Source organism: Brevundimonas sp. GW821-FHT12E07 (genome assembly GCF_058807035.1).
This window is the reverse complement of record NZ_JBXAQH010000004.1, coordinates 318,235-336,407: the sequence shown is the minus strand read 5'-3', so window position 1 is coordinate 336,407 and position 18,173 is coordinate 318,235. Positions and strand designations below refer to the sequence as shown.

Genomic DNA, 18,173 nt, shown 5'->3' with positions numbered 1-18,173 from the left:
GGAATGGATCCGGCGCAGGGCCTAACGGTCGGGAGGAGAACCCGCGTCAGAAGGGTCGGCCAAAGGCCTAGAAGGTGTAGCGCAGCCCCGCGAAGAACTGCCGGCCCGTGTGGGAGTAGACGTTCAGGCGGTTGTCGGCGTCGACGTACTGGTCGTTGAACTCGTCGGTCAGGTTGATGCCTTCGATGCTGACCTTGAGCTGCGGCGTGATGTTGTACGAGGCCTGGGCGTCGAAGTTCAGGGTCTCGTTGGTGCCGGCGACCGAGTTGCCGTCCGAGGACGGAACCGCGGTCAGATAGCCCGAGCGATAGGCCACCGATCCCCGGATCGAGAACTTGTCGGTCTCGTAGTACAGGGTGAAGTTGGCCGCGTTCTTGGACAGGCCCGTCAGGGTGTTGTTCACCGACGACGCGATCGCGCCGGTCGCCGGGTCAAGCGCCGTGATGTAGGTGATGTCCGAGTCGACGAAGGTGTAGTTGGCCTGGACCCCGAAATTCTCGAGCCAGCCCGGCAGGAAGTCGAGACGCTTCTGGGCGTTGATTTCGATGCCCTTCAGGTCGCCGCCCTCGGTGTTGATCGGGCGGGACGTGCGGAACGGGGTGGTGTTGGGCAGGTTGCCGCCGCCCGGCTGGGCGCCGATCAGCAGGGAGTCCGGCAGGCCGAGCTGGTTGAACGGCACATCCTGGGCCAGGGTCTGAACGAAGGTGTTCAGCTTCTTGTAGAAGACGCCCACCGCAAACAGGCTGTCGCGGTCCGGGTAGTATTCCAGCGACAGGTCGATGTTGTCCGACTCGGTCGGCCTCACGTCCGGGTTGCCCGTCGAATAGGTGTAGTTCGAGCCCTGGATGCCGACGTCGCCGCCGGGGGTCAGGCTGGCGATCGAGGGCCGGGCCACAGTGCGGGCGGCCGAGAAGCGCGCCACCATCGTGTCGGTCAGATCGACCGCCAGGTTCATCGACGGCAGCCACATGTCATAGGTGCGTTCGGCGTCGACCAGGCTGGAGCCCGCCGAGGTCGTCTCATAGCCCTGCGACCATTGATCGGTGGAGACGTAACGCAGGCCCGCATCCCCGCGCCACGGCAGGCCGAAGGCGGTGAAGCGGTAGTCGGCCTGGACATAGGCGCCGGTGTCGGCTTCCTCGACATTGATGAACTGGCCGCGCGCCGAGGAGTTGTTGACCCCCGTCAGGGCGTAGATGCCGGTGTTGGAATAGATGTTGTAGGTGGCGATGAACTTCTCGAGGTCCGGCGCCAGCCAGCTGGTCGGGGCGCCCGCCGGCAGGTCGGCGTTGCGGCCGAAGCCCGAGAAGACGCGCGACACCGCGGCCAGCTCGGCGGGGGTCAGGGTCTGAACCACGGTCTCCGTCGTCCGGTACAGGCCCTCGGAGTGGAAGCCGAACTTGCGGTAGTCGATCCCGGCCTTAAGCGTGATGTTGTCGTTCAGGTCGTACTCGCCAAAGACCTTGGCGGTCGTGAAGGTGTTCTCGACCGAGTTCGGCCGGATCCGCACTTCCGAGGTGCCGTTGGTCATGGACCAGTTGGCCGGATTGGTGGTGTCGAAGCCGAAATTGATCTCCGGCATCCGGTTACGGAAGTCGTAGGAGAAGCCGTTGGTGTTGGCCCGGTCGAAGGTGACGATGGTCGAAACCGGATTGTCGAAGAACGACTTCGAATAGCCGCCGATGAAACCGGTGCGGAAACGGTCGCTCCAGTCGCGGTTGGCGGTCAGGGTGTATTGCTGGAACTTGGTCTCCAGCTCGTCATGAGCCGACTGGGTCCGCACATCGACCGCGTCCAGATTGGCCTGGACGATGTTGCGGCCCTCGACGATGCCCGAGCGGATGATGGTCTGCGGCTTGCCGGTGCCCGAACGGCTCAGGCCAATGGCCTGCAGCTGGGCCTCGTCACGCGTCGACTTCACGTCCGAATAGAGGATGTCCAGGGTGACCGTCGACTGGTCGTCCGGCCGCCATTGCAGCGAACCGGTCAGACCCAGGCGTTCGGTGTTGTGGTCATAGGAGACGTAGGACGGCAGGCGCGGGTGGAACAGGGCGGTCGAGGGGTTGCTGTCCCGGAGCTGGCCCGGGTCGGTGGTGAAGCTGTAGCCCGCCAGGGTCGAGGCGCTGTTGAAGCCGCCGTTGGCGCCCGCGGCGCTCCAGCGGGTGATGTTGGCGCCCTCTTCGAGGATGTGGCGCTCTTCATAGGCGGCCGAGAACAGGGCCCCGAACTTGCCGTCCATCCAGGTGTTGGAGGCCAGCAGGGTGAAGCGCGGCTTCACGTCGCGCGCCAGGTCGTTGTAGCTGCCCTGGACGCCCATCACGAGGGTCGGCTTGGTGTAGTCGAACGGGCGGGCGGTCTGCAGGTCGACGGTGGCGCCCAGCGACCCTTCCTCGACGTCGGCCGAGGCGGACTTGCGCACCGTCAGACTGTTGAACAGCTCGGACGCGAACATGTTGAAGTCGAAGCCGCGGCCACGGTTGGTGCCGCCCGAGTTGACCGTGCCGCCCGTGGTGGCGATGGCTTCCATGCCGTTGACGCGGACGCGGGTATAGTCCGAGCCCAGGCCGCGCACCGAAATCTGACGGCCTTCGCCGTTGGCGCGGCTGATGGTCACGCCCGGCACGCGCTGCAGCGATTCCGCCAGGTTCAGGTCGGGAAAGTCGGCGATGTCCTCGGCCTTGATGACGTCGACGATGCCGGTCTCGCGACGCTTGGCGCTGACGGCGCTCTGAAGGCTGGCGCGGAAGCCGGTGACCACGATCTCGTCGACCGTGGTGGCGCCGTCGTCAGTTTGCGGCTCGGCGGCGGGCGCCGTCTGTGCGGAGGCCGCGCCGGCGACCGCCAGCGTCAGGACCAGCGCCGAGACGCCGCTGCGAAGTGCGAATTGGAATCCATGCGAGGAACGCATCGTCGTCTTCCTTCCCCATTTGTCCGGGTGTCCCGGATCTTCTTGGCTGACGCTGTGGCGCCGGTTGTCTGCCAGGGTGCGAACACCGGTTGGCTTCGAGGGGACCATAGGATCGCCCCGTTATTCGAGGCCAATCCCAATCGGGCATGGACCGATGCAGGACTTGAACCGATGCCCGGCCTGAGCGCGACATCCTGTCATCGATCTTTCGTCGGTAGTGTTTCGGCGGGTTTCGCGGATCGATAGCGACCCTGCGACCGATCGCCCTGATCGATACCGGTTCTGTATCGGTCAATAGTCGGTTTGGCTTGGACCCCCGCCCCCGCCCCTCCTATCGTCCGGTCAGGCCAGACGCCCGTCAGAGGCGCCGGTTGGGAAGCGAAACACCTCAAGGCGTCGGGCTCCTCCGGCATCACGGTCTCTCGTTCCCCCGCATGTCGAGGAGCGTAACGACCATGACCGACGCAACAGCCGCCGTCCCTCCCGCCGGAGGCAAACGGACCCAGGTCCGCTTCCTGATCCTGCTGCTGATCTTCCTGATCACCACCATCAACTACGCCGACCGCTCGACCTTCTCGATCGCCGGCGACGCGGCATCCGAAGACCTCGGCCTCAGCCCGGTCCAGATGGGCTACATCCTCTCCGCCTTCGCCTGGGCCTACTGCCTCGGCCAGATCCCCGGCGGCGCCCTGCTCGACAAGTTCGGCACCAAGCTGATCTACGCCCTCGCCATCGCCACATGGTCGGCCTTCACCTTCTTCCAGGGCCTGTCCGGCTTCGTCACGGGCGGGGCGGTGTTCGCCACCCTGTTCGCCCTGCGCTTCGCCGTCGGCTTGGCCGAAAGCCCCTCCTTCCCCGGCAACGCCCGCCTCGTCGCCGCCTGGTTCCCGAGCTCGGAGCGCGGCTTCGCCTCGGCCGTCTTCAACTCGGCCCAGTATTTCTCCCTCGTCGCCTTCGCCCCCCTGATGGGCTGGCTGGTCCACACCTATGACTGGCACTCGGTCTTCTTCGTCATGGGCGCGCTCGGCGTCCTCGCCGCCGGGGTCTTCTGGTGGATGATCAAGGCGCCCGTCGACCACAAGGGCGTCAACCAGGCCGAGCTCGACTATATCGAGGCCGGCGGCGGCATGGTCCGCATGGAGACCAAACAGGCCGCCAAGTCCGCCGCCTTCAGCTGGGCCAATGTCTCCCAGGTGCTCAAGAACCGCATGCTGCTGGGCGTCTTCATCGGCCAGTACGGCATCAACGTCCTGACCTATTTCTTCGTCACCTGGTTCCCGATCTATCTGGTCAAGGAGCGCGGGCTGGACATCAAACAGGCCGGCTTCGCCGCCGCCGCCCCGGCCCTGATGGGCTTCTTCGGCGGCCTTCTGGGCGGCATCGTCTCCGACTGGCTGCTGAAGCGCACCGGCTCCCTGACCATCGCACGCAAGACGCCCCTGGCCATCGGCATGGTCCTGTCCATGGTCATCATCGCCTGCGCTTATACGGACTCGACCAGCCTCGTCATCGGCCTGATGGCCATCGCCTTCTTCGGCAAGGGCATCGCCTCCCTGGGCTGGGCGGTCATCTCCGACACCTCGCCGCGCGAGTTCGTCGGCGTCACCGGCGGCATCTTCAACACCTTCGGCAATGCGGCCGGCATCGTGACCCCCATCGTCATCGGCTATATCGTCCAGGCGACCGGGTCCTTCGACCTGGGCCTGTGGTTCGTGGGGCTGCACTGCCTGCTGGTCATCGCCGCCTACTTCCTGATCACCGGCAAGATCGAGCGCATCACCCTGAAGGCTGCCGCCTGATGCGGGCCTCGCGCAGGAGCTTCCTCGGCGGCACGGCCGTCGCCGCCCTCGCCGCTGCGGTCGCCCCGAAAGCCCGCGCCGCGACCACCGCTCTCACGGTCACGACGCCGATGCCCGCCCCCGGCTGGGCCCTGCTGCAGCGCCAGCTCCTGGCCGACAACGCCGAGGCCTGCGCCGCCTTCTACGCCCGCTATTTCGATGAGCGCGGCTACTTCCTCTGCTTCGAGCGCTGGGGCGCCAACGACGGCCCTGACGACGCCATCGAGAACGTCAACAACTGGCCCCTGCTCCACGCCCTCGGCGGCGCCGACCGGGTCAAGGCCATGTACACCCAGGCCTGGGAAGGCCACCTCAAACAATACACCGCCGCGAAGACGACCGAGGTCGCCATCGCCCGCGAGGGCATGTTCTTCAAGGAGTTCAACGTCCAGCTCGATTGGCAGCACCACGCCGAAGAGCTGACCATGTTCAACGTCCAGGGGCTGTCGGACCCGAACAATCCCCGCTTCGCCGACCGCGCCCGTCGCTTCAGCGCCCTGTATATGGGCGAGGACGCCGATGCCCCGAACTACGATCCCGAGCACAAGATCATCAAGAGCCTGATGAACGGCTCACGTGGCCCGATGCTGAGGAAGGCCACCGCGCTCGACTGGGCCGGCGACCCGTTCGAGGCCGGCTCCCGCTTCTTCATGGAGCATGGCGAAACCACCTACGAACAGACACTCCACCACTACGACGAATACACCGACGTGGTCGGCGACCACCCGCTGAACCTCTTCTCCACGACCCTCGCCCTCAACGCCTATATGCTGGCGCAGGAGCCCAAATATCGCGACTGGCTGCTCGGCTATGTCGACGCCTGGGTCGAGCGGGCCAGGGCCAACGACGACCTGCTGCCCTCCAACGTCGGCCTCGACGGCGTCATCGGCTCGGCGGCCGAAGGCAAGTGGTGGGGCGGGACCTATGGCTGGGGCTTCTCCCCGGTCAATCCGGTCACCGGCAAGCGCGAGGACCGCAGCCGCGTCCTGCGCACCATCCTCGGCTTCTTCAACGCCTATCTCCTGACCGGCGACGACAAATACCTCGACACCTGGCGCAAGCAGGCCGACCGGCTGAACCGCGAGAAGCGCACCGTCGACGGCAAGGTCCAGACCCCGACCATGTACGGCGCCGACGGCTGGTACGGCTGGAAAGACGGGCTGCACCAGCTGAACAGCCTCGACATCTGGTGGTTCTCGATGAAGCCCTCGGACCGCGCCCGCGCGCCGGACCATCCCTGGGTCGCCTTCCTCGAGGGCCGCAACCCCGACTTCCCCGAGACCGCCCTGCGCAAGGACCTCGCCCGCGTCGCCGAGATGGCCAAAGCCGAGCGCGACGACACCACCACGCCCGACACCCGCCTCGCCGACGCCCGGCTCGAGTTCAATCCGGCCAGCGTCAGCTCCCTGATGCAGACCATGATGGGCGCCCTGCACATCGGCCGCCCGCCCTGGGGCCCGACCACCGCCAACGCCGGCGGCTCGCCCCTCTACGCCCGCCTGCGCTACTTCGACGCCGAGGCCCGCCGCGCGGGCGTACCCGAGGACGTCGCGGCCCTGATCGACGCCATGACCGCCGACGAGACCGCCGTCACCCTCGTCAACCTGTCGCCGACGCAGTCGCGCGAGATCGTCATCCAGGGCGGCGGCTACGGCGAGCACCGGATCAGGTCCGCGACCTTTGACGGCAAGACGCAGACGGTCGACGCCGCGACCTTCACGTTGAAGCTGGCCCCCGGCGCCGGGACGCGAGTGGTCCTGGCCATGGACCGCTACGTCAATCAACCGACGCTGAAATTCCCGTGGGATCGGTGAGGTAACCTGCTCATCCACCAATCACCGCTCATCCCGGCGAAGGCCGGGATCCAGATGCAAATCGAGCGGCCTGATGGTCTTGCGCAGCCTGGCCAAACCCAAGCATTGAGTCTGGATCTGGATCCCGGCCTTCGCCGGGATGAGCGATAAGGGGGCATCTCATGCGCACCATCCTCACGGCCCTCGCCGCCGCCCTCCTCGTCTCGGCCGCCCAGGCCCAGGACCCGCACTGGATCGCCGCCTGGACCTTCCCCCCGACCTCCAACGTCGGGCCGGTCGTCCCGCCCTCCCCGCCCAATCCGAACGACGTCCGCGGCCCCCTCGGCCCCTCCACGGTCACCAACCAGACGGTCAGCCAGACCACCACCGTCTCCGCGACCGGCGACCGCCTTCGCATCCGCCTGTCCAATATCTACGGCTCAGCGCCCGTCCGCATCAGCGCGGTCAGCGTGGCAATCAGCGACGGCGCTCCCATCCCCGTCACCTTCGACGGCGCGAACGCCCTGACCCTGCCCGCCGGCGTCCCACGCCTCTCCGACCCGGTCGCCCTGCCGGTCAAGGCGCTGGACCGCGTCACCATCAGCGTCTTCTATCCGGCCCAGACCGCCCTCCCGAACCACCGCCTGCGTCAGGTCCTCACCGACGGCGACACGACCGCACAGGCCGTCCCCGCCGACGCCCCGCGTCAACGTATGGGCGCCCTCGCCACCGGCATCGCGGTCGAGACCACCGCTCCCACCCGCGTCATCGTGGCCTTCGGCGACTCGATCACAGAGGGCACGGGCTCCCTGCCCTCAGGTCCCGGCGGCTGGCCCGAACGCCTCGCCGAGCGGATGGTCGCGGCCGGTTCACAATGGGCCGTCGTCAACGCGGGCATCGGCGGCAACCGGCTGCTGCATCAGGGCTCCGGCCCCTCGGCCCTCGAACGCCTCGACGCCGACGCCTTCGCCGTCCCCGGCGCCAAATGCCTGATCCTGCTGGAAGGCATCAACGACATCGGCCGCCCCGCCCGCGCCGAATACGCCCACGAGGCCGTCACGGCCGCCGACATCATCGCCGGCTACCGTCAGGTCATCGCCCGCGCCCATGCGGCCGGGCTCAAGGTGGTCGTCTCGACCATCCCGCCCTTCGAGGACGCCAACTATTTCACCGAGACCGGCGAGGCTATCCGCCAGTCGGTCAATGCGTGGATCCGCAGTGCGCCCGACCTCGACGCCCGCCTCGACTATGACGCGGTGCTGCGTGACCCCGCCCACCCAACGAAGCTGCGCGCCGAATACCAGAGCGGCGACTGGCTGCATCCGTCAGACGCCGGCTATGCGGCCATGGCGGCGTCCATCCCGCTGGATGTGTGCGACTGACATTTCTGAACCCTCTCCCATAGGGAGAGGGCTTGAGGCTCGGAGAGCCGCAGGCGATCCTCCAGCCGAAAGGGTGAGGGGTTATGCCCTCACCGGTCCACCACAGAAACCCTCACCCTCCCACTTCGCTACGCTCGCGGCCCCCTCCCTCTCCCTCCGGGAGAGGGGTCGAGTGCGCATACCCTCCCGCCCAAGCCCGTTGATCCGTCATAGCTTCTCCGGCGCTCGCCCCATTCGGCCCAGCACACCCCAAACCCGGCGTACAATCCCTGCCTCCGGTCTTTGACATCCGCGCCACGCCTGCACGCCCTTGCACTCCGAGTGCAAAGCCGCCGCCCGCCATCAGCGCTTCAATTTCAAACCCTTGAAATCCATACCTTCCACCCGACCTTCAGAATTGCACCTTTTGCACCCACCTTTTTTCGAGTGCAAAACCCTCAGGTGCCCTGCTTCAGGAAGGGCGCCACCTGGAACAGTTTCCGCTCCTCGGCCCGGGGGTCATCGACCGACCGTGTGTCGACGTCGAACACCATCGTCGGCCGCCGCGTCAGGTCATAAGGCGCCCATTCGGGGATGGCCGCATTGTTCGGATTTCCGGTCCGGGCGAAGGCGATGAAGGTCTCGCTCATCTTCGCGGCCACGGCCCGCGCCTCCGGCCCCGTCCCGGTCTTGGAGGTCGGCTGGTGGCAGTTGTCGAAGGCCAGGGCGATGTCGAAGCTATGGTACGCCCCCAGCCTCGGATCGACCGGCGAGCCGAAGTCCAGCTGGTACATCCAGGTCCTGTCCCCCAGCCGCGCCCGCTCCTGCGCCTGGATCAGATGCCCGGGCCGCGACCGGCCGCAGGTGGCGGCGGCGAAGAAGACGTCGACGGGCGACATCTCCGGGAACTGTCTGCGATACCAGTCGACGACATATTGCGCGTTCAGATCGACCACGAACTCGGGCGCCAGCTTGGCCGCCACCGTGTCCCAGGTCAGGGCGTAGTTGCGCTCGTCCCCGCTGGTGAAGGCCCGCGCCTCGTCATGGGTGTTGCCGATGATCATCGGGATGTGGGCGCTCTCGGCGGGCGCATCGGGCACGAAGGGATGCCGCGGCAGGGTGTCGTGGTCCATCACCGACCAGAAGTAGATACCGCCCTTCTCGATCGGGTCGTCCATCGACAGGGCCTCGACCAGTTTCGCAGTCGGGACCTGGGCCAGCTCGGCGGCGCGGTCCGGCGTCAGGCCCAGATGGTCGAGGAAGACGCGCATCCTGAGCGCCGCATGCTGGGGTCCCATGGCGGTCACATGCTGGCCGCTCATGGTGATGACCTTGTGATAGAGGCCCGCCGCCGAGGGCATGGCCATCAGGGTCACCAGCTTGGCCCCGCCGCCCGACTGGCCGAAGACCATGACATTGCCCGGGTCGCCGCCGAACTCGGCGATATTGTCCCGCACCCAGCGCAGGGCCAGCAGCAGGTCGAGGTTGCCGACGCTGCCCGACGCCCCATAGGTCCCGCCGCCATGGGGCGACAGAAGTTGACCTAACCCATTGTATCCAAACACGTTCAGGCGATGGTTCAACGTCACCACCACCACGTCCCCGCGCCGGCACAGGGCCACCCCGTCATACAGCGGGCTCGACCCCGAGCCGTTGGCGTGGGCCCCGCCGTGGACATAGACCATGACCGGTCGCTTGCCCTGATCCCTCAGCTCCGGCGTCCAGACGTTCAGGAACAGGCAGTCCTCCGACTGGTTGGGCTCGTCCGACTTCTGCGGGCTGGCCGCGCCATACTCCAGCGCGTCCCGGATGCCCGTCCAGGCCTGCGGTTCCACCGCCGCCTGGAAGCGCCGCGTCGAGGTGTCGGCGCCGTAGCGGACGCCCTTGAACACCTTGATCCCCTGATCGAGATAACCCCGGACCCGCCCGTGCCTCGTCGTCGCGACCGGCGCCGCCCCTTCCGCCCACCCTGCCCTCGGCAGCCCGGCGACCAGAGCGGCGGTTCCGGCGGTCGCGATCACGCTGCGGCGGGTCGGCATGGAGTCTCTCCTAAGGGTGCTCCGCCTGCGCCTCGATGAGGGCCAGCAGGGGCTTCAGACTGGGGTTGTCGTTGTCGCGTCGCCAGGCCACGAACAGCTCCACCGGCCGCGCGGGCGAGGTCTCCAGAGGCCGGAACTCGACCCCCTCGAAGTGCAGCTTGGTCGCCGCCTCCGGCACCACCGCCGCCCCGATGCGGGCATGGACGAGGGCCAAGATCGAGTGGATCTGGGCCATGTGCTGGACGTACTGGGGCGACACCCCGGCCTCGTCGAACATGGCGCTGAGCATGCCGTGGAAGTAGCCCGCCCCCTCCGGCGCATACATGACCATGGGCTGGTCGCCGAAGTCCGACAGGCTGATGACGGCCTTCTCCAGCCGCGGGTCGCCGCTCGGCAGGGCCGCGACCAGGGGCTCGGTCAGGACGCGGACCTTGTCGAACTCGGGCCGGGTCAGAGGCGGCCGGACGAGGCCGAGGTCGATGCGTCCGGTCAGCAGCGCCTCGACCTGCTCGCCCGAGACCAGCTCCCTCAGGGTCAGATCGACGTTCGGCAGCTTGGTCCGCGCCAGGTCCACGAGGTTGGGCAGGAAGCTGTAGCCCGAGGCGGCGGTGAAGCCGACCGCCACCCGCCCGGCGTCTCCGCTGGCGATGCGGCGCGTGGCCAGGGCCGCGCTGTCGGCCAGCCTCAGGATCCGCTTGGCCTCGATCAGGAAGGCGCGTCCGGCCGGCGTCAGCCGCACCGACCGGCTGGTCCGGTCCAGCAGGACCACGCCGAGGATGCGCTCCAGCAGCTGGACCTGCCGGCTCAGGGGCGGCTGGGTCATGTTGAGACGCTGCGCCGCCCGCCCGAAGTGGAGTTCCTCGGCGACGGCGACGAAGCACCGCAACTGACTGAGTTCGAACATGTTCATGGCGCCCTACTGCGTAGGAGACCGGTCATAGGACTTCCGGCTCGCACCGGACAGACCCTGCGACTATCCGTTCGCCGCCAGCTTTGGCGCGGCCGGTTGAACGCGGGCGATCAGGGCCTTGAGCTGGTCCAGTTGCGCCGGAGTCAGGTCCACCAGCGGCGGCCGGACCGGACCGGCGGTGCGGCCGATGGCGGTCATGCCCGCTTTCACGATCGAGACCGCATAGCCCTTACCTTGGTCGCGCAGGGCGATGTAGGGCAGGACGAAGTCGCGCAGGCCGGCCATGATGGCGGCGTGGTCGCGGGCCCGGACGGCCTTGTAGAAGTCGAGGGCGAACTCCGGCACGAAGTTGAAGATGGCCGAGGAGTAGGTGGTGACGCCCATCTCCAGATAGGCCGGGGCGAAGGTCTCGGCGGTGGGCAGCCCCCCGACATAGGTCAGGCGATCGCCCATCCGGGCATAGACCTTCATCATCAGCTCGATGTCGCCCACGCCGTCCTTGAAGCCGACGAGGTTGGGGTTGCGGTCGCACAGCTTCTCCAGCGTCTCGGGCTGGAGCACGGCGTTGTCGCGGTTGTAGACGATGACGCCCAGCTTGGTCGCCTTGCAGACCGCCTCGACGTGGGCGGCGAGGCCCTCCTGGCCGGGAACCATGAGGTAGTTGGGCAGCAGCAGGAGGCCGTCGGCGCCGTTGGCCTCGGCCGACTTCGCCAGCTCCACGGCGATGGCCGTGCCATAGCCGCAGCCCGCGATGACCGGGGTCTTGCCGGCGGTCTCCTCGACCGCGGCCTTGACCACCGTGCCGACCTCTTCCGGGGTCAGGGAGAAGAACTCGCCCGTACCGCCGGCGGCGAACAGGCCGGCCAGCTCGTACTGGAGCATCCAGGCGCAGTGCTCGCGGTAGTCCTTCTCGACGAACTGGTGGGCGGCGTCGAAGTGGGTGACGGGGAAAGACAGCAGGCCGCCGCCGATCGTCGCGGCCATCTCCGCGGGGGTCATCCTGGACATAGAGTTCCTCACTGAAGCGGCCCTTGCCGCCCGGCGCTGTGATCGCGCCCTGATGAGAACGGTACTGGCCCCGTCGATGCGGGTCTAAGCCAAAGCGGCTATCGACCGATGCGGGTTTTGGCTTGATCGAGCCCGAACGCGGCTCCGCGAGCACGGATCGATGCGCCGCCGCTCTGGATCAATGCCCCATTCGGTGTCGGCGCGAGGGCGTCCGGGGACTACACCGCCGTCAGAACAGACAGCCTTGGGACGATAGCGCCATGACCGACACCCTCCAGCTCTCCCACCTGATCGACGGCGAACGCGTGGAGACGGCCCGGCCGGGCGAGAGCCACAACCCGTCCAACACCAACGACATCGTCGCCCGCACGCCCGACGGCGGTCAGGCCGAGGTCGACGCCGCCGTCGCTGCCGCCAAGGCCGCCTTCCCCGCCTGGTCCGAAGCCTCCCCCGAAGTCCGCGCCGATGTGCTGGACCGCGCGGGAACCCTGGTCATGGAGCGCCGCGAACAGCTTGGCCGCCTGCTCTCCCGCGAAGAGGGCAAGACCCTGCCCGAAGGCATCGGCGAGACCGTCCGCGCCGGCCGCATCCTGAAGTACTTCGCCGGCGAGGCCCTGCGCCGCCACGGCCAGAACCTCGACAGCGTCCGCCCGGGCGTGGAGATCCAGACCTATCGTCAGGCCGTCGGCGTATATGGCCTCATCACCCCCTGGAACTTCCCCATCGCCATCCCGGCGTGGAAGGCCGCCCCAGCGCTGGCCTTCGGCAACACCGTGGTGATGAAGCCCGCCGGCCCGACGCCCGCGACGGCTTCGGCCCTCGCTGACATCCTGGTCGAGGCCGGCCTGCCGAAGGGCGTGTTCAACCTGGTCATCGGCCGCGGCGGCGTGGGTCAGGCCATCGTCGATCACCCCGATGTCGACGGCGTCTCCTTCACCGGCTCGCAAGGCGTGGGCGCCGGCGTCGCGGCGGGCGCCGTCGCGCGTCAGGCCCGCGTCCAGCTGGAGATGGGCGGCAAGAACCCCCTGATCGTCCTCGACGACGCCGATCTGGAGCGTGCGGTCATGATCGCCCTGGACGGCTCCTACTACGCCACCGGCCAGCGCTGCACGGCCTCCAGCCGCCTGATCGTCACCGACGCCATCCACGACCGGTTCGTCGCCCTGCTGGCCGAGAAGGTCGCGGCCCTGCGCGTCGGCGATGCCCTGGACCCCAACACCCAGATGGGCCCGGCGGTCTCCGAGGCCCAGATGGAGACCTCCTACAAGTACATCGACATCGCCCGTCAGAACGGCGGCCGCATCGTCACCGGCGGCGAACGCCTGAGCCTCGAGACCCCGGGCTGGTACGTCCAGCCGACCCTGATCGCCGACACCGACCCGTCGATGCGCATCAACACCGAAGAGGTCTTCGGACCCGTCGCCTCGACCCTCCGCGTCAAGGACTATGAGGAAGCGCTGAACGTCGCCAACACGACCGAGTTCGGCCTCGCGGCGGGCATCGTGACCACCTCGCTGAAGCACGCCCGCGACTTCCAGCGCCGGGCGAAGGCGGGCATGACCATGGTCAATCTGCCGACCGCGGGCGTCGACTATCACGTCCCCTTCGGCGGCACGAAGTCGTCCAGCTACGGCGCCCGCGAACAGGGCTTCGCGGCGGTCGAGTTCTACACCCAGACCAAGACCAGCTACTGCTGGTCCTAGCGCGAGCTCACCGTCGGCGTGAACCCGACGTCGAACTTGCACGGCTCGCCATAGGCCGCCGCATGGGTCTCGCAGGCGGCGGCCACCGTCTGCGGCGTCGGCTTCTCGCCCTTGTCGATCCAGGCCATCAGGGCGTCCAGCATCCCGGCGTATTCGGGGGTGCTCAGCTTGGAGTGCTGGTCCTCGTCGGTGAAGGTCTGGACCAGCAGGTCCGACCGTCCGGCCGCGGCGACGATGTCGCGATAGACGGCGTCCACGCCCACGAAGACGGTCGGGTCGTTCTTGGCGTGGATGCTCAGGGTCGGCAGCATGATCTGGCCCGTCAGGTCGGCGTCATAGGCCAGACGCGCCACGCCCTCCGGATCGGCCGAGAACCGCTCGACCCCGGCGTTCAGGGCCGCGTCGTCGTCCGAGCCTGAATAGACCCGGCCCAGATTGGAGAAGGGGTTGTGGCCGTCCAGCCGCCGCCAGACCATGTCCTGGAACAGCCCCGTCGCCCAGTTCAGGTGGGACACCAGCTCGTCCTCGCGGATGCCGATGACCCTCAGGATGTTCCGCAGGTTGCGAGCCTGCTGCGGCGTGCGCTGGTTGGCGGGCTTCGAGATCCCTGTGCACTCATCGACCCGCTCGGTCAGCTGGGCGCGGGTCATGCGGCCGTCGCGCGGCAGGCCCTGCCAGACCGGATACTGGACCTCGTCCGGGCGCGGGTGGTTGCGGCAGTAGAACTGATAGACGGCCCTCAGGTCCGAGCGGAACACATAGCCGCGCGTGCCCCCGGCCACGAGCCCGGCCGACAGCAGGACGCCGTCGTAGTTGCGCTGGCCATTGCCGTCGACGGCGTAGAGCTCACTGACCTTGGCGGCGACATTGCCGCCCCAGGACTGACCGTGGACGATGGTCCGGCGCGGCTTGCCGAAGCGGTCCCAGAAGATGCGGCGCAGGATGTCGGTGTCCTCGGCCGCCATCCGCACGCCATAGCCGCCGCGGCGATAGGTCGAGCCGGCCCAGGCATAGCCCTCGCGGACCATGACCGAGAACCGCTGCAGGTCGTCGATCTCGTCGTCGATGTTAGGGGTCGTGGTGCGCGGCCCGCCGTGGCTGTGAACCACCAGGACGCCGTTCCAGTGGGCCGGGATGGCGATCCAGTAGAAGGCCCCCTCCTCCGACCGCCCGGTGTAGCATTTGGCGTCCGCCGGGATGCCCTGCGGACAGGTCGCATCGGCGGGGATGGGCGAGACCTCCGCCACAGGCGCCGACGCCGGCGGCGTCTGGGCCGCACCCGGCGTCGCACAGGCCGTCAGCGCGCCTCCCAGCGCCAGTGCGGCGAGGACGGAACGACCGGCGACGACCCAGGAACGCATGAGGGGCTCACTTCAGAAGACAAGGTCCGGGACGGCGCCTGAGCACCGTCCCGGCAGGAGAAGAACCCTCAACGAGGGCGCTTCGGGGGAGACGGATCAGAACGTCTTGGTGACGCTCATGTACCAGTAGCGGCCGTAGGGCTGGTAGACCGAACCCAGATAGCCGGACGAGGACAGCGGTGGCGCCTCATTGGTGATGTTGCGCACCCCGGCCCGCAGCCTGGTGTTGTTGGCGATGCCGAAGTGGTCCTCGAACTCGTACTGGCCGTACAGGTTGCCGGTCAGGCGGCTGTCGACCTCCCACGGCGTGCCCGAGGTTCCCAGCAGGGCGGTATCGTCGACCGCGCTGATGTACTGGGTGAAGACCCCGACCTGCCAGGGACCGTTGGCCCAGGTGACCGTCCCCGAGACCTTCCACTCCGGACGGCCGTTCTGGGCGATCAGGCTGGTGGAGTCGGGCAGAGGCGTGGCGGCGTTGATCGTTCCGGCGGCGCGGGCGGCGTACAGGGCGTCGATCTGCGGACCCGGCTCACGGCTGAACTTGGTCAGCTTGGCCGCATTGATGTTGACCCGGAAGTTGCCGACCGGGGTGTTGCGCAGACGCCAGACGATGCCGAAGTCGATGCCCTGGACGTCCTGCGGCAGCAGGTTCACGAACCGATCCGAGACCGAGATGATCTGGCCGACAGGGGCGATGCCGGTGCCGGCGAACAGGGCGATGTCGTCGGCGTTGGGCGCGGCGCGGACCACCAGCGGGTTGGAGCCGCCGTTGACCCGGTCCAGATAGTCCTGAACCGTGGCCGCGGAGCCGCCGAACAGGCCGACGATCTTCTCCTGCTGGATCCGCCACTTGTCGACCGTGAAGGTCCAGTCGCCCAGGCTCTCGGGCAGGAAGCGCGGCTGGAAGACGACGCCGTAGGACGAGTTGGTGCTCTCTTCCGGCTTCAGGTCCGGGTTGCCCGAGACCAGCAGGGAATAGCCGATCGAGCGGGCGCAGGCGCCGAAGGTGGCGATCCGGCCGGCGCGCAGGTCGGCCTCGCAGCGAATGAAGTCGTTGTTGGTCGCGAGGCGGCCGTAGGTGGTGGCGTTGGTCTGTTCCAGGTTCGGGGCGCGGAAGCCTTCCGAATAGGAGCCGCGCAGGCGCAGGCCGTCGAAGATGTCCCAGGCGGCAGCGATCTTCGGCTTGGCCACGATGCCGAAGTCCGAATAGTGCTCGGCCCGGCCGGCGATCTGCAGGTCCAGCTTGTGGACGAACGGGATGTTCATCTCGGGCGAGACGACCGGGACGGCGAACTCGATATAGGCGGCCGAGACCGTCCGTTCGCCGTGGGTGTCGGGGTTGGGGCTGACCGAGATGACGTTGGACAGGTTGGTCGCGCCGGTCACCGAGTCGACGAAGATGTTGGTGCCGTCGACATTGGGGTCGCGGTCGTCGTTCTGGGTCTCCTTGCGGGCCTCGACGCCGAAGGCCATGCCGACGTCGCCGGCCCACAGGCTGAACAGGTCCGACTTCGACACCTTGAAGTCGACCATGGCGAGGGTCGTCTTGGACACCCGCTTCAGGTCGAAGGTGATGGCGTCGATGGCCGCCTGGGAGCTGGACGTACAGTCGCCGACGCTGGTGTTGTCCAGGCAGCCGCCGTTGAACGGGTTGTAGGCGTCGGGCGTCGACAGGGCGAGTTGGGCCTGCAGCTTGGTGGCGTTGACGGCGGTCGAACTGTCAGTCGCCTCGGCCTCCGAATAGGTGATCGCCGTTTCCCAGTCGAAGCCGCGGAACTCGCCGCGCAGACCGGCCAGGGCGCGGGCCTGATAGTTGTCGACGCTGACCTTCTGCATGCCCGCATCGACGAAGCGGTACTGGTTCAGGGTGATCGCCAGCCCCTGAACCGGGACGTTGGTCAGGCCCGACAGACGGTTCGGATTGACCGAGCCGTCGGCGAAGGTCACCGGGCCGAACGGGTTCCAGTAGTTGGTCGTCGGGATGGTCAGGGTGTTCAGGTTGATCAGCGCCGGCTGCAGACGCTTGGTGTTGGCCTGATACCAGCCCAGTTCCCCGAAGGCCGTCACGTTGTCATTGATGTCGTAGTGGCCCGTGAAGAACAGGTTCAGGCGCTGGACCTCGGGCGTGATCGTCGTGCCCGTGGCGGTGTCGTAGCGCAGGTCGCGCTGGACGCCGTTGAAGCTGAGCGCCGCCTGGCCGATGCAGATCCCGGCCTGGGTCAGGTTGGCCTGGCAGCCGGTGATGCTGGTCGGCTGGATGTGGAACACGCCCGCCGCGCTGGTCAGGGGCGTCGTGCCGCGGCGGATGATGCCGGGGCCGTTGACGACGGCCAGGTTGGCCCAGGGACCGCGCGTGTTGCGGGCGTCCGGCGTCAGGCTGGAGGCGAAGTCCGGGTCGTTGGCGAACAGGAAGCGCAGGTTGTCCGAACGGGTGAACTGCTGGTCGTCGGCCTGGAGCGCGGTGCGGTCGGTGTAGTCGATGAAGGCCGAGACATTGCCGCGGTCGAAGTCCTTGCCCGCAAACAGGCCGAGGCTGAGCTCACGCAGGTGGGTGTTCTCGGCGCCGCCGTACTGGGTGGTGAACCTCAGGCCGTCGAAGTCGTCCTGGGTGACGGTGTTGACCACGCCCGCCACGGCGTCGGCGCCGTAGATGGCGGCCGCGCCGTCCAGCAGGACCTCCAGACGCTCCAGCCCCGAGACCGGGATGGCGTTGGAGTTGTAGCTGAGCACCGGCACGGTGCCGGTGTCGGACGTGCCCTGGCTGGTCGGGTGGGAGACGATGCGGCGGCCGTTCAGCAGCACCAGGGTGTTGCCGACGCCAAGCGAGCGCAGGTTGACCGAGTTGACGTCGCCGCGCGCCGCGTTCGAGGTCTGGGCGTTGTTGGCGGCGCTGAACAGGACGTCGCCCATCTGCGGAATGGTGCGCAGCAGGTCGTCGCCGGTGACGGCGCCGGTCGCGGCGATCTGGTCCTGACCCAGGACGGTGACCGGCAGGGCGGCAGTGACGTCCGCGCCGCGGATCTGGGAGCCGACGACGACGATGTCATCGACGCTGGCGGCGGGATCGCCCTCCTGCTGCGCCTCGTCGACGAGGGCCTGGGTCGCGGGCGAGGCGGCGGGCGCCGGCTGCGGCGTGGGCTGTTGCGGCGCGGCGGGCGCCGTCTGGGCCATCGACGCCCCGGCCAGGGCCAGCAGGGCCGTGGCGGCGGTGGTCGCCAGCATGGCGGTCTTGATCTTGATCATGATTGTCCT

The 18,173-nt window shown here is 67.9% G+C and carries 10 protein-coding genes; 4 read left to right on the top strand and 6 right to left on the bottom strand.

What is annotated here, in order from left to right; all coding sequences use genetic code 11:
* Window positions 1–67: 67 nt before the first annotated feature.
* Window positions 68–2,908, bottom strand: a complete 2,841-nt coding sequence (locus AC1ROD_RS16400; RefSeq protein WP_492949336.1) for a TonB-dependent receptor — start codon at window positions 2,906–2,908, stop codon at window positions 68–70.
* Between the two features lie 455 nt (window positions 2,909–3,363).
* Here AC1ROD_RS16400 and AC1ROD_RS16395 point away from each other — a divergent pair, with 455 nt between their 5' ends.
* From AC1ROD_RS16395 to AC1ROD_RS16385, 3 genes are all read left to right on the top strand, one after another.
* On the top strand, window positions 3,364–4,707 hold the full coding sequence (locus AC1ROD_RS16395) for an MFS transporter (protein WP_492949335.1): 1,344 nt from the start codon (window positions 3,364–3,366) through the stop codon (window positions 4,705–4,707).
* Window positions 4,707–6,560, top strand: coding sequence for a DUF8034 domain-containing protein (locus AC1ROD_RS16390; RefSeq protein ID WP_492949334.1), 1,854 nt, complete (start codon window positions 4,707–4,709; stop codon window positions 6,558–6,560). Before AC1ROD_RS16395 ends, AC1ROD_RS16390 begins: the two co-directional genes overlap by 1 nt.
* Window positions 6,561–6,721: 161 nt before the next feature.
* The gene (locus AC1ROD_RS16385; RefSeq protein ID WP_492949333.1) at window positions 6,722–7,921 is read left to right on the top strand and encodes an SGNH/GDSL hydrolase family protein; all 1,200 of its coding nucleotides are present in this window, start codon (window positions 6,722–6,724) and stop codon (window positions 7,919–7,921) included.
* Window positions 7,922–8,358: 437 nt separating this feature from the next.
* Here the strand turns inward: AC1ROD_RS16385 and AC1ROD_RS16380 are convergent, their stop codons facing one another.
* The 3 genes from AC1ROD_RS16380 to kdgD form a co-directional block, all read right to left on the bottom strand.
* Window positions 8,359–9,939 (bottom strand): carboxylesterase/lipase family protein, encoded by a 1,581-nt coding sequence (locus tag AC1ROD_RS16380; protein ID WP_492949332.1) that lies wholly within the window; start codon window positions 9,937–9,939, stop codon window positions 8,359–8,361.
* Window positions 9,940–9,949: 10 nt separating this feature from the next.
* Entirely contained in the window at window positions 9,950–10,843 is an 894-nt protein-coding gene (locus AC1ROD_RS16375) for a LysR substrate-binding domain-containing protein (protein ID WP_492949331.1), read from the bottom strand.
* A 69-nt stretch (window positions 10,844–10,912) separates the two neighbouring features.
* Window positions 10,913–11,857 (bottom strand): 5-dehydro-4-deoxyglucarate dehydratase, encoded by a 945-nt coding sequence (gene kdgD / locus AC1ROD_RS16370; protein WP_492949330.1) that lies wholly within the window; start codon window positions 11,855–11,857, stop codon window positions 10,913–10,915.
* Window positions 11,858–12,117: 260 nt separating this feature from the next.
* Between kdgD and AC1ROD_RS16365 the strand changes: the two genes are divergently transcribed.
* On the top strand, window positions 12,118–13,560 hold the full coding sequence (locus AC1ROD_RS16365) for an aldehyde dehydrogenase family protein (RefSeq protein WP_492949329.1): 1,443 nt from the start codon (window positions 12,118–12,120) through the stop codon (window positions 13,558–13,560).
* On the opposite strand, the gene AC1ROD_RS16360 is transcribed toward AC1ROD_RS16365, so the two are convergent.
* Window positions 13,557–14,921, bottom strand: coding sequence for a hypothetical protein (locus AC1ROD_RS16360; RefSeq protein WP_492949328.1), 1,365 nt, complete (start codon window positions 14,919–14,921; stop codon window positions 13,557–13,559). The genes AC1ROD_RS16365 and AC1ROD_RS16360 overlap by 4 nt on opposite strands.
* A gap of 96 nt (window positions 14,922–15,017) precedes the next feature.
* On the bottom strand, window positions 15,018–18,164 hold the full coding sequence (locus tag AC1ROD_RS16355; RefSeq protein ID WP_492949327.1) for a TonB-dependent receptor plug domain-containing protein: 3,147 nt from the start codon (window positions 18,162–18,164) through the stop codon (window positions 15,018–15,020).
* Between the last annotated feature and the right edge of the window lie 9 nt (window positions 18,165–18,173).

Bases quoted from the DNA above. Each gene is read 5' to 3' on its own strand.
- AC1ROD_RS16390 (WP_492949334.1), top strand. From the start codon at position 4,707: ATGCGGGCCTCGCGCAGGAGCTTCCTCGGCGGCACGGCCGTCGCCGCC.
- AC1ROD_RS16380 (WP_492949332.1), bottom strand. From the start codon at position 9,939: ATGCCGACCCGCCGCAGCGTGATCGCGACCGCCGGAACCGCCGCTCTG.
- AC1ROD_RS16355 (WP_492949327.1), bottom strand. From the start codon at position 18,164: ATGATCAAGATCAAGACCGCCATGCTGGCGACCACCGCCGCCACGGCC.
- AC1ROD_RS16375 (WP_492949331.1), bottom strand. From the start codon at position 10,843: ATGTTCGAACTCAGTCAGTTGCGGTGCTTCGTCGCCGTCGCCGAGGAA.
- kdgD (WP_492949330.1), bottom strand. From the start codon at position 11,857: ATGTCCAGGATGACCCCCGCGGAGATGGCCGCGACGATCGGCGGCGGC.
- AC1ROD_RS16395 (WP_492949335.1), top strand. From the start codon at position 3,364: ATGACCGACGCAACAGCCGCCGTCCCTCCCGCCGGAGGCAAACGGACC.
- AC1ROD_RS16360 (WP_492949328.1), bottom strand. From the start codon at position 14,921: ATGCGTTCCTGGGTCGTCGCCGGTCGTTCCGTCCTCGCCGCACTGGCG.
- AC1ROD_RS16385 (WP_492949333.1), top strand. From the start codon at position 6,722: ATGCGCACCATCCTCACGGCCCTCGCCGCCGCCCTCCTCGTCTCGGCC.
- AC1ROD_RS16400 (WP_492949336.1), bottom strand. From the start codon at position 2,908: ATGCGTTCCTCGCATGGATTCCAATTCGCACTTCGCAGCGGCGTCTCG.
- AC1ROD_RS16365 (WP_492949329.1), top strand. From the start codon at position 12,118: ATGACCGACACCCTCCAGCTCTCCCACCTGATCGACGGCGAACGCGTG.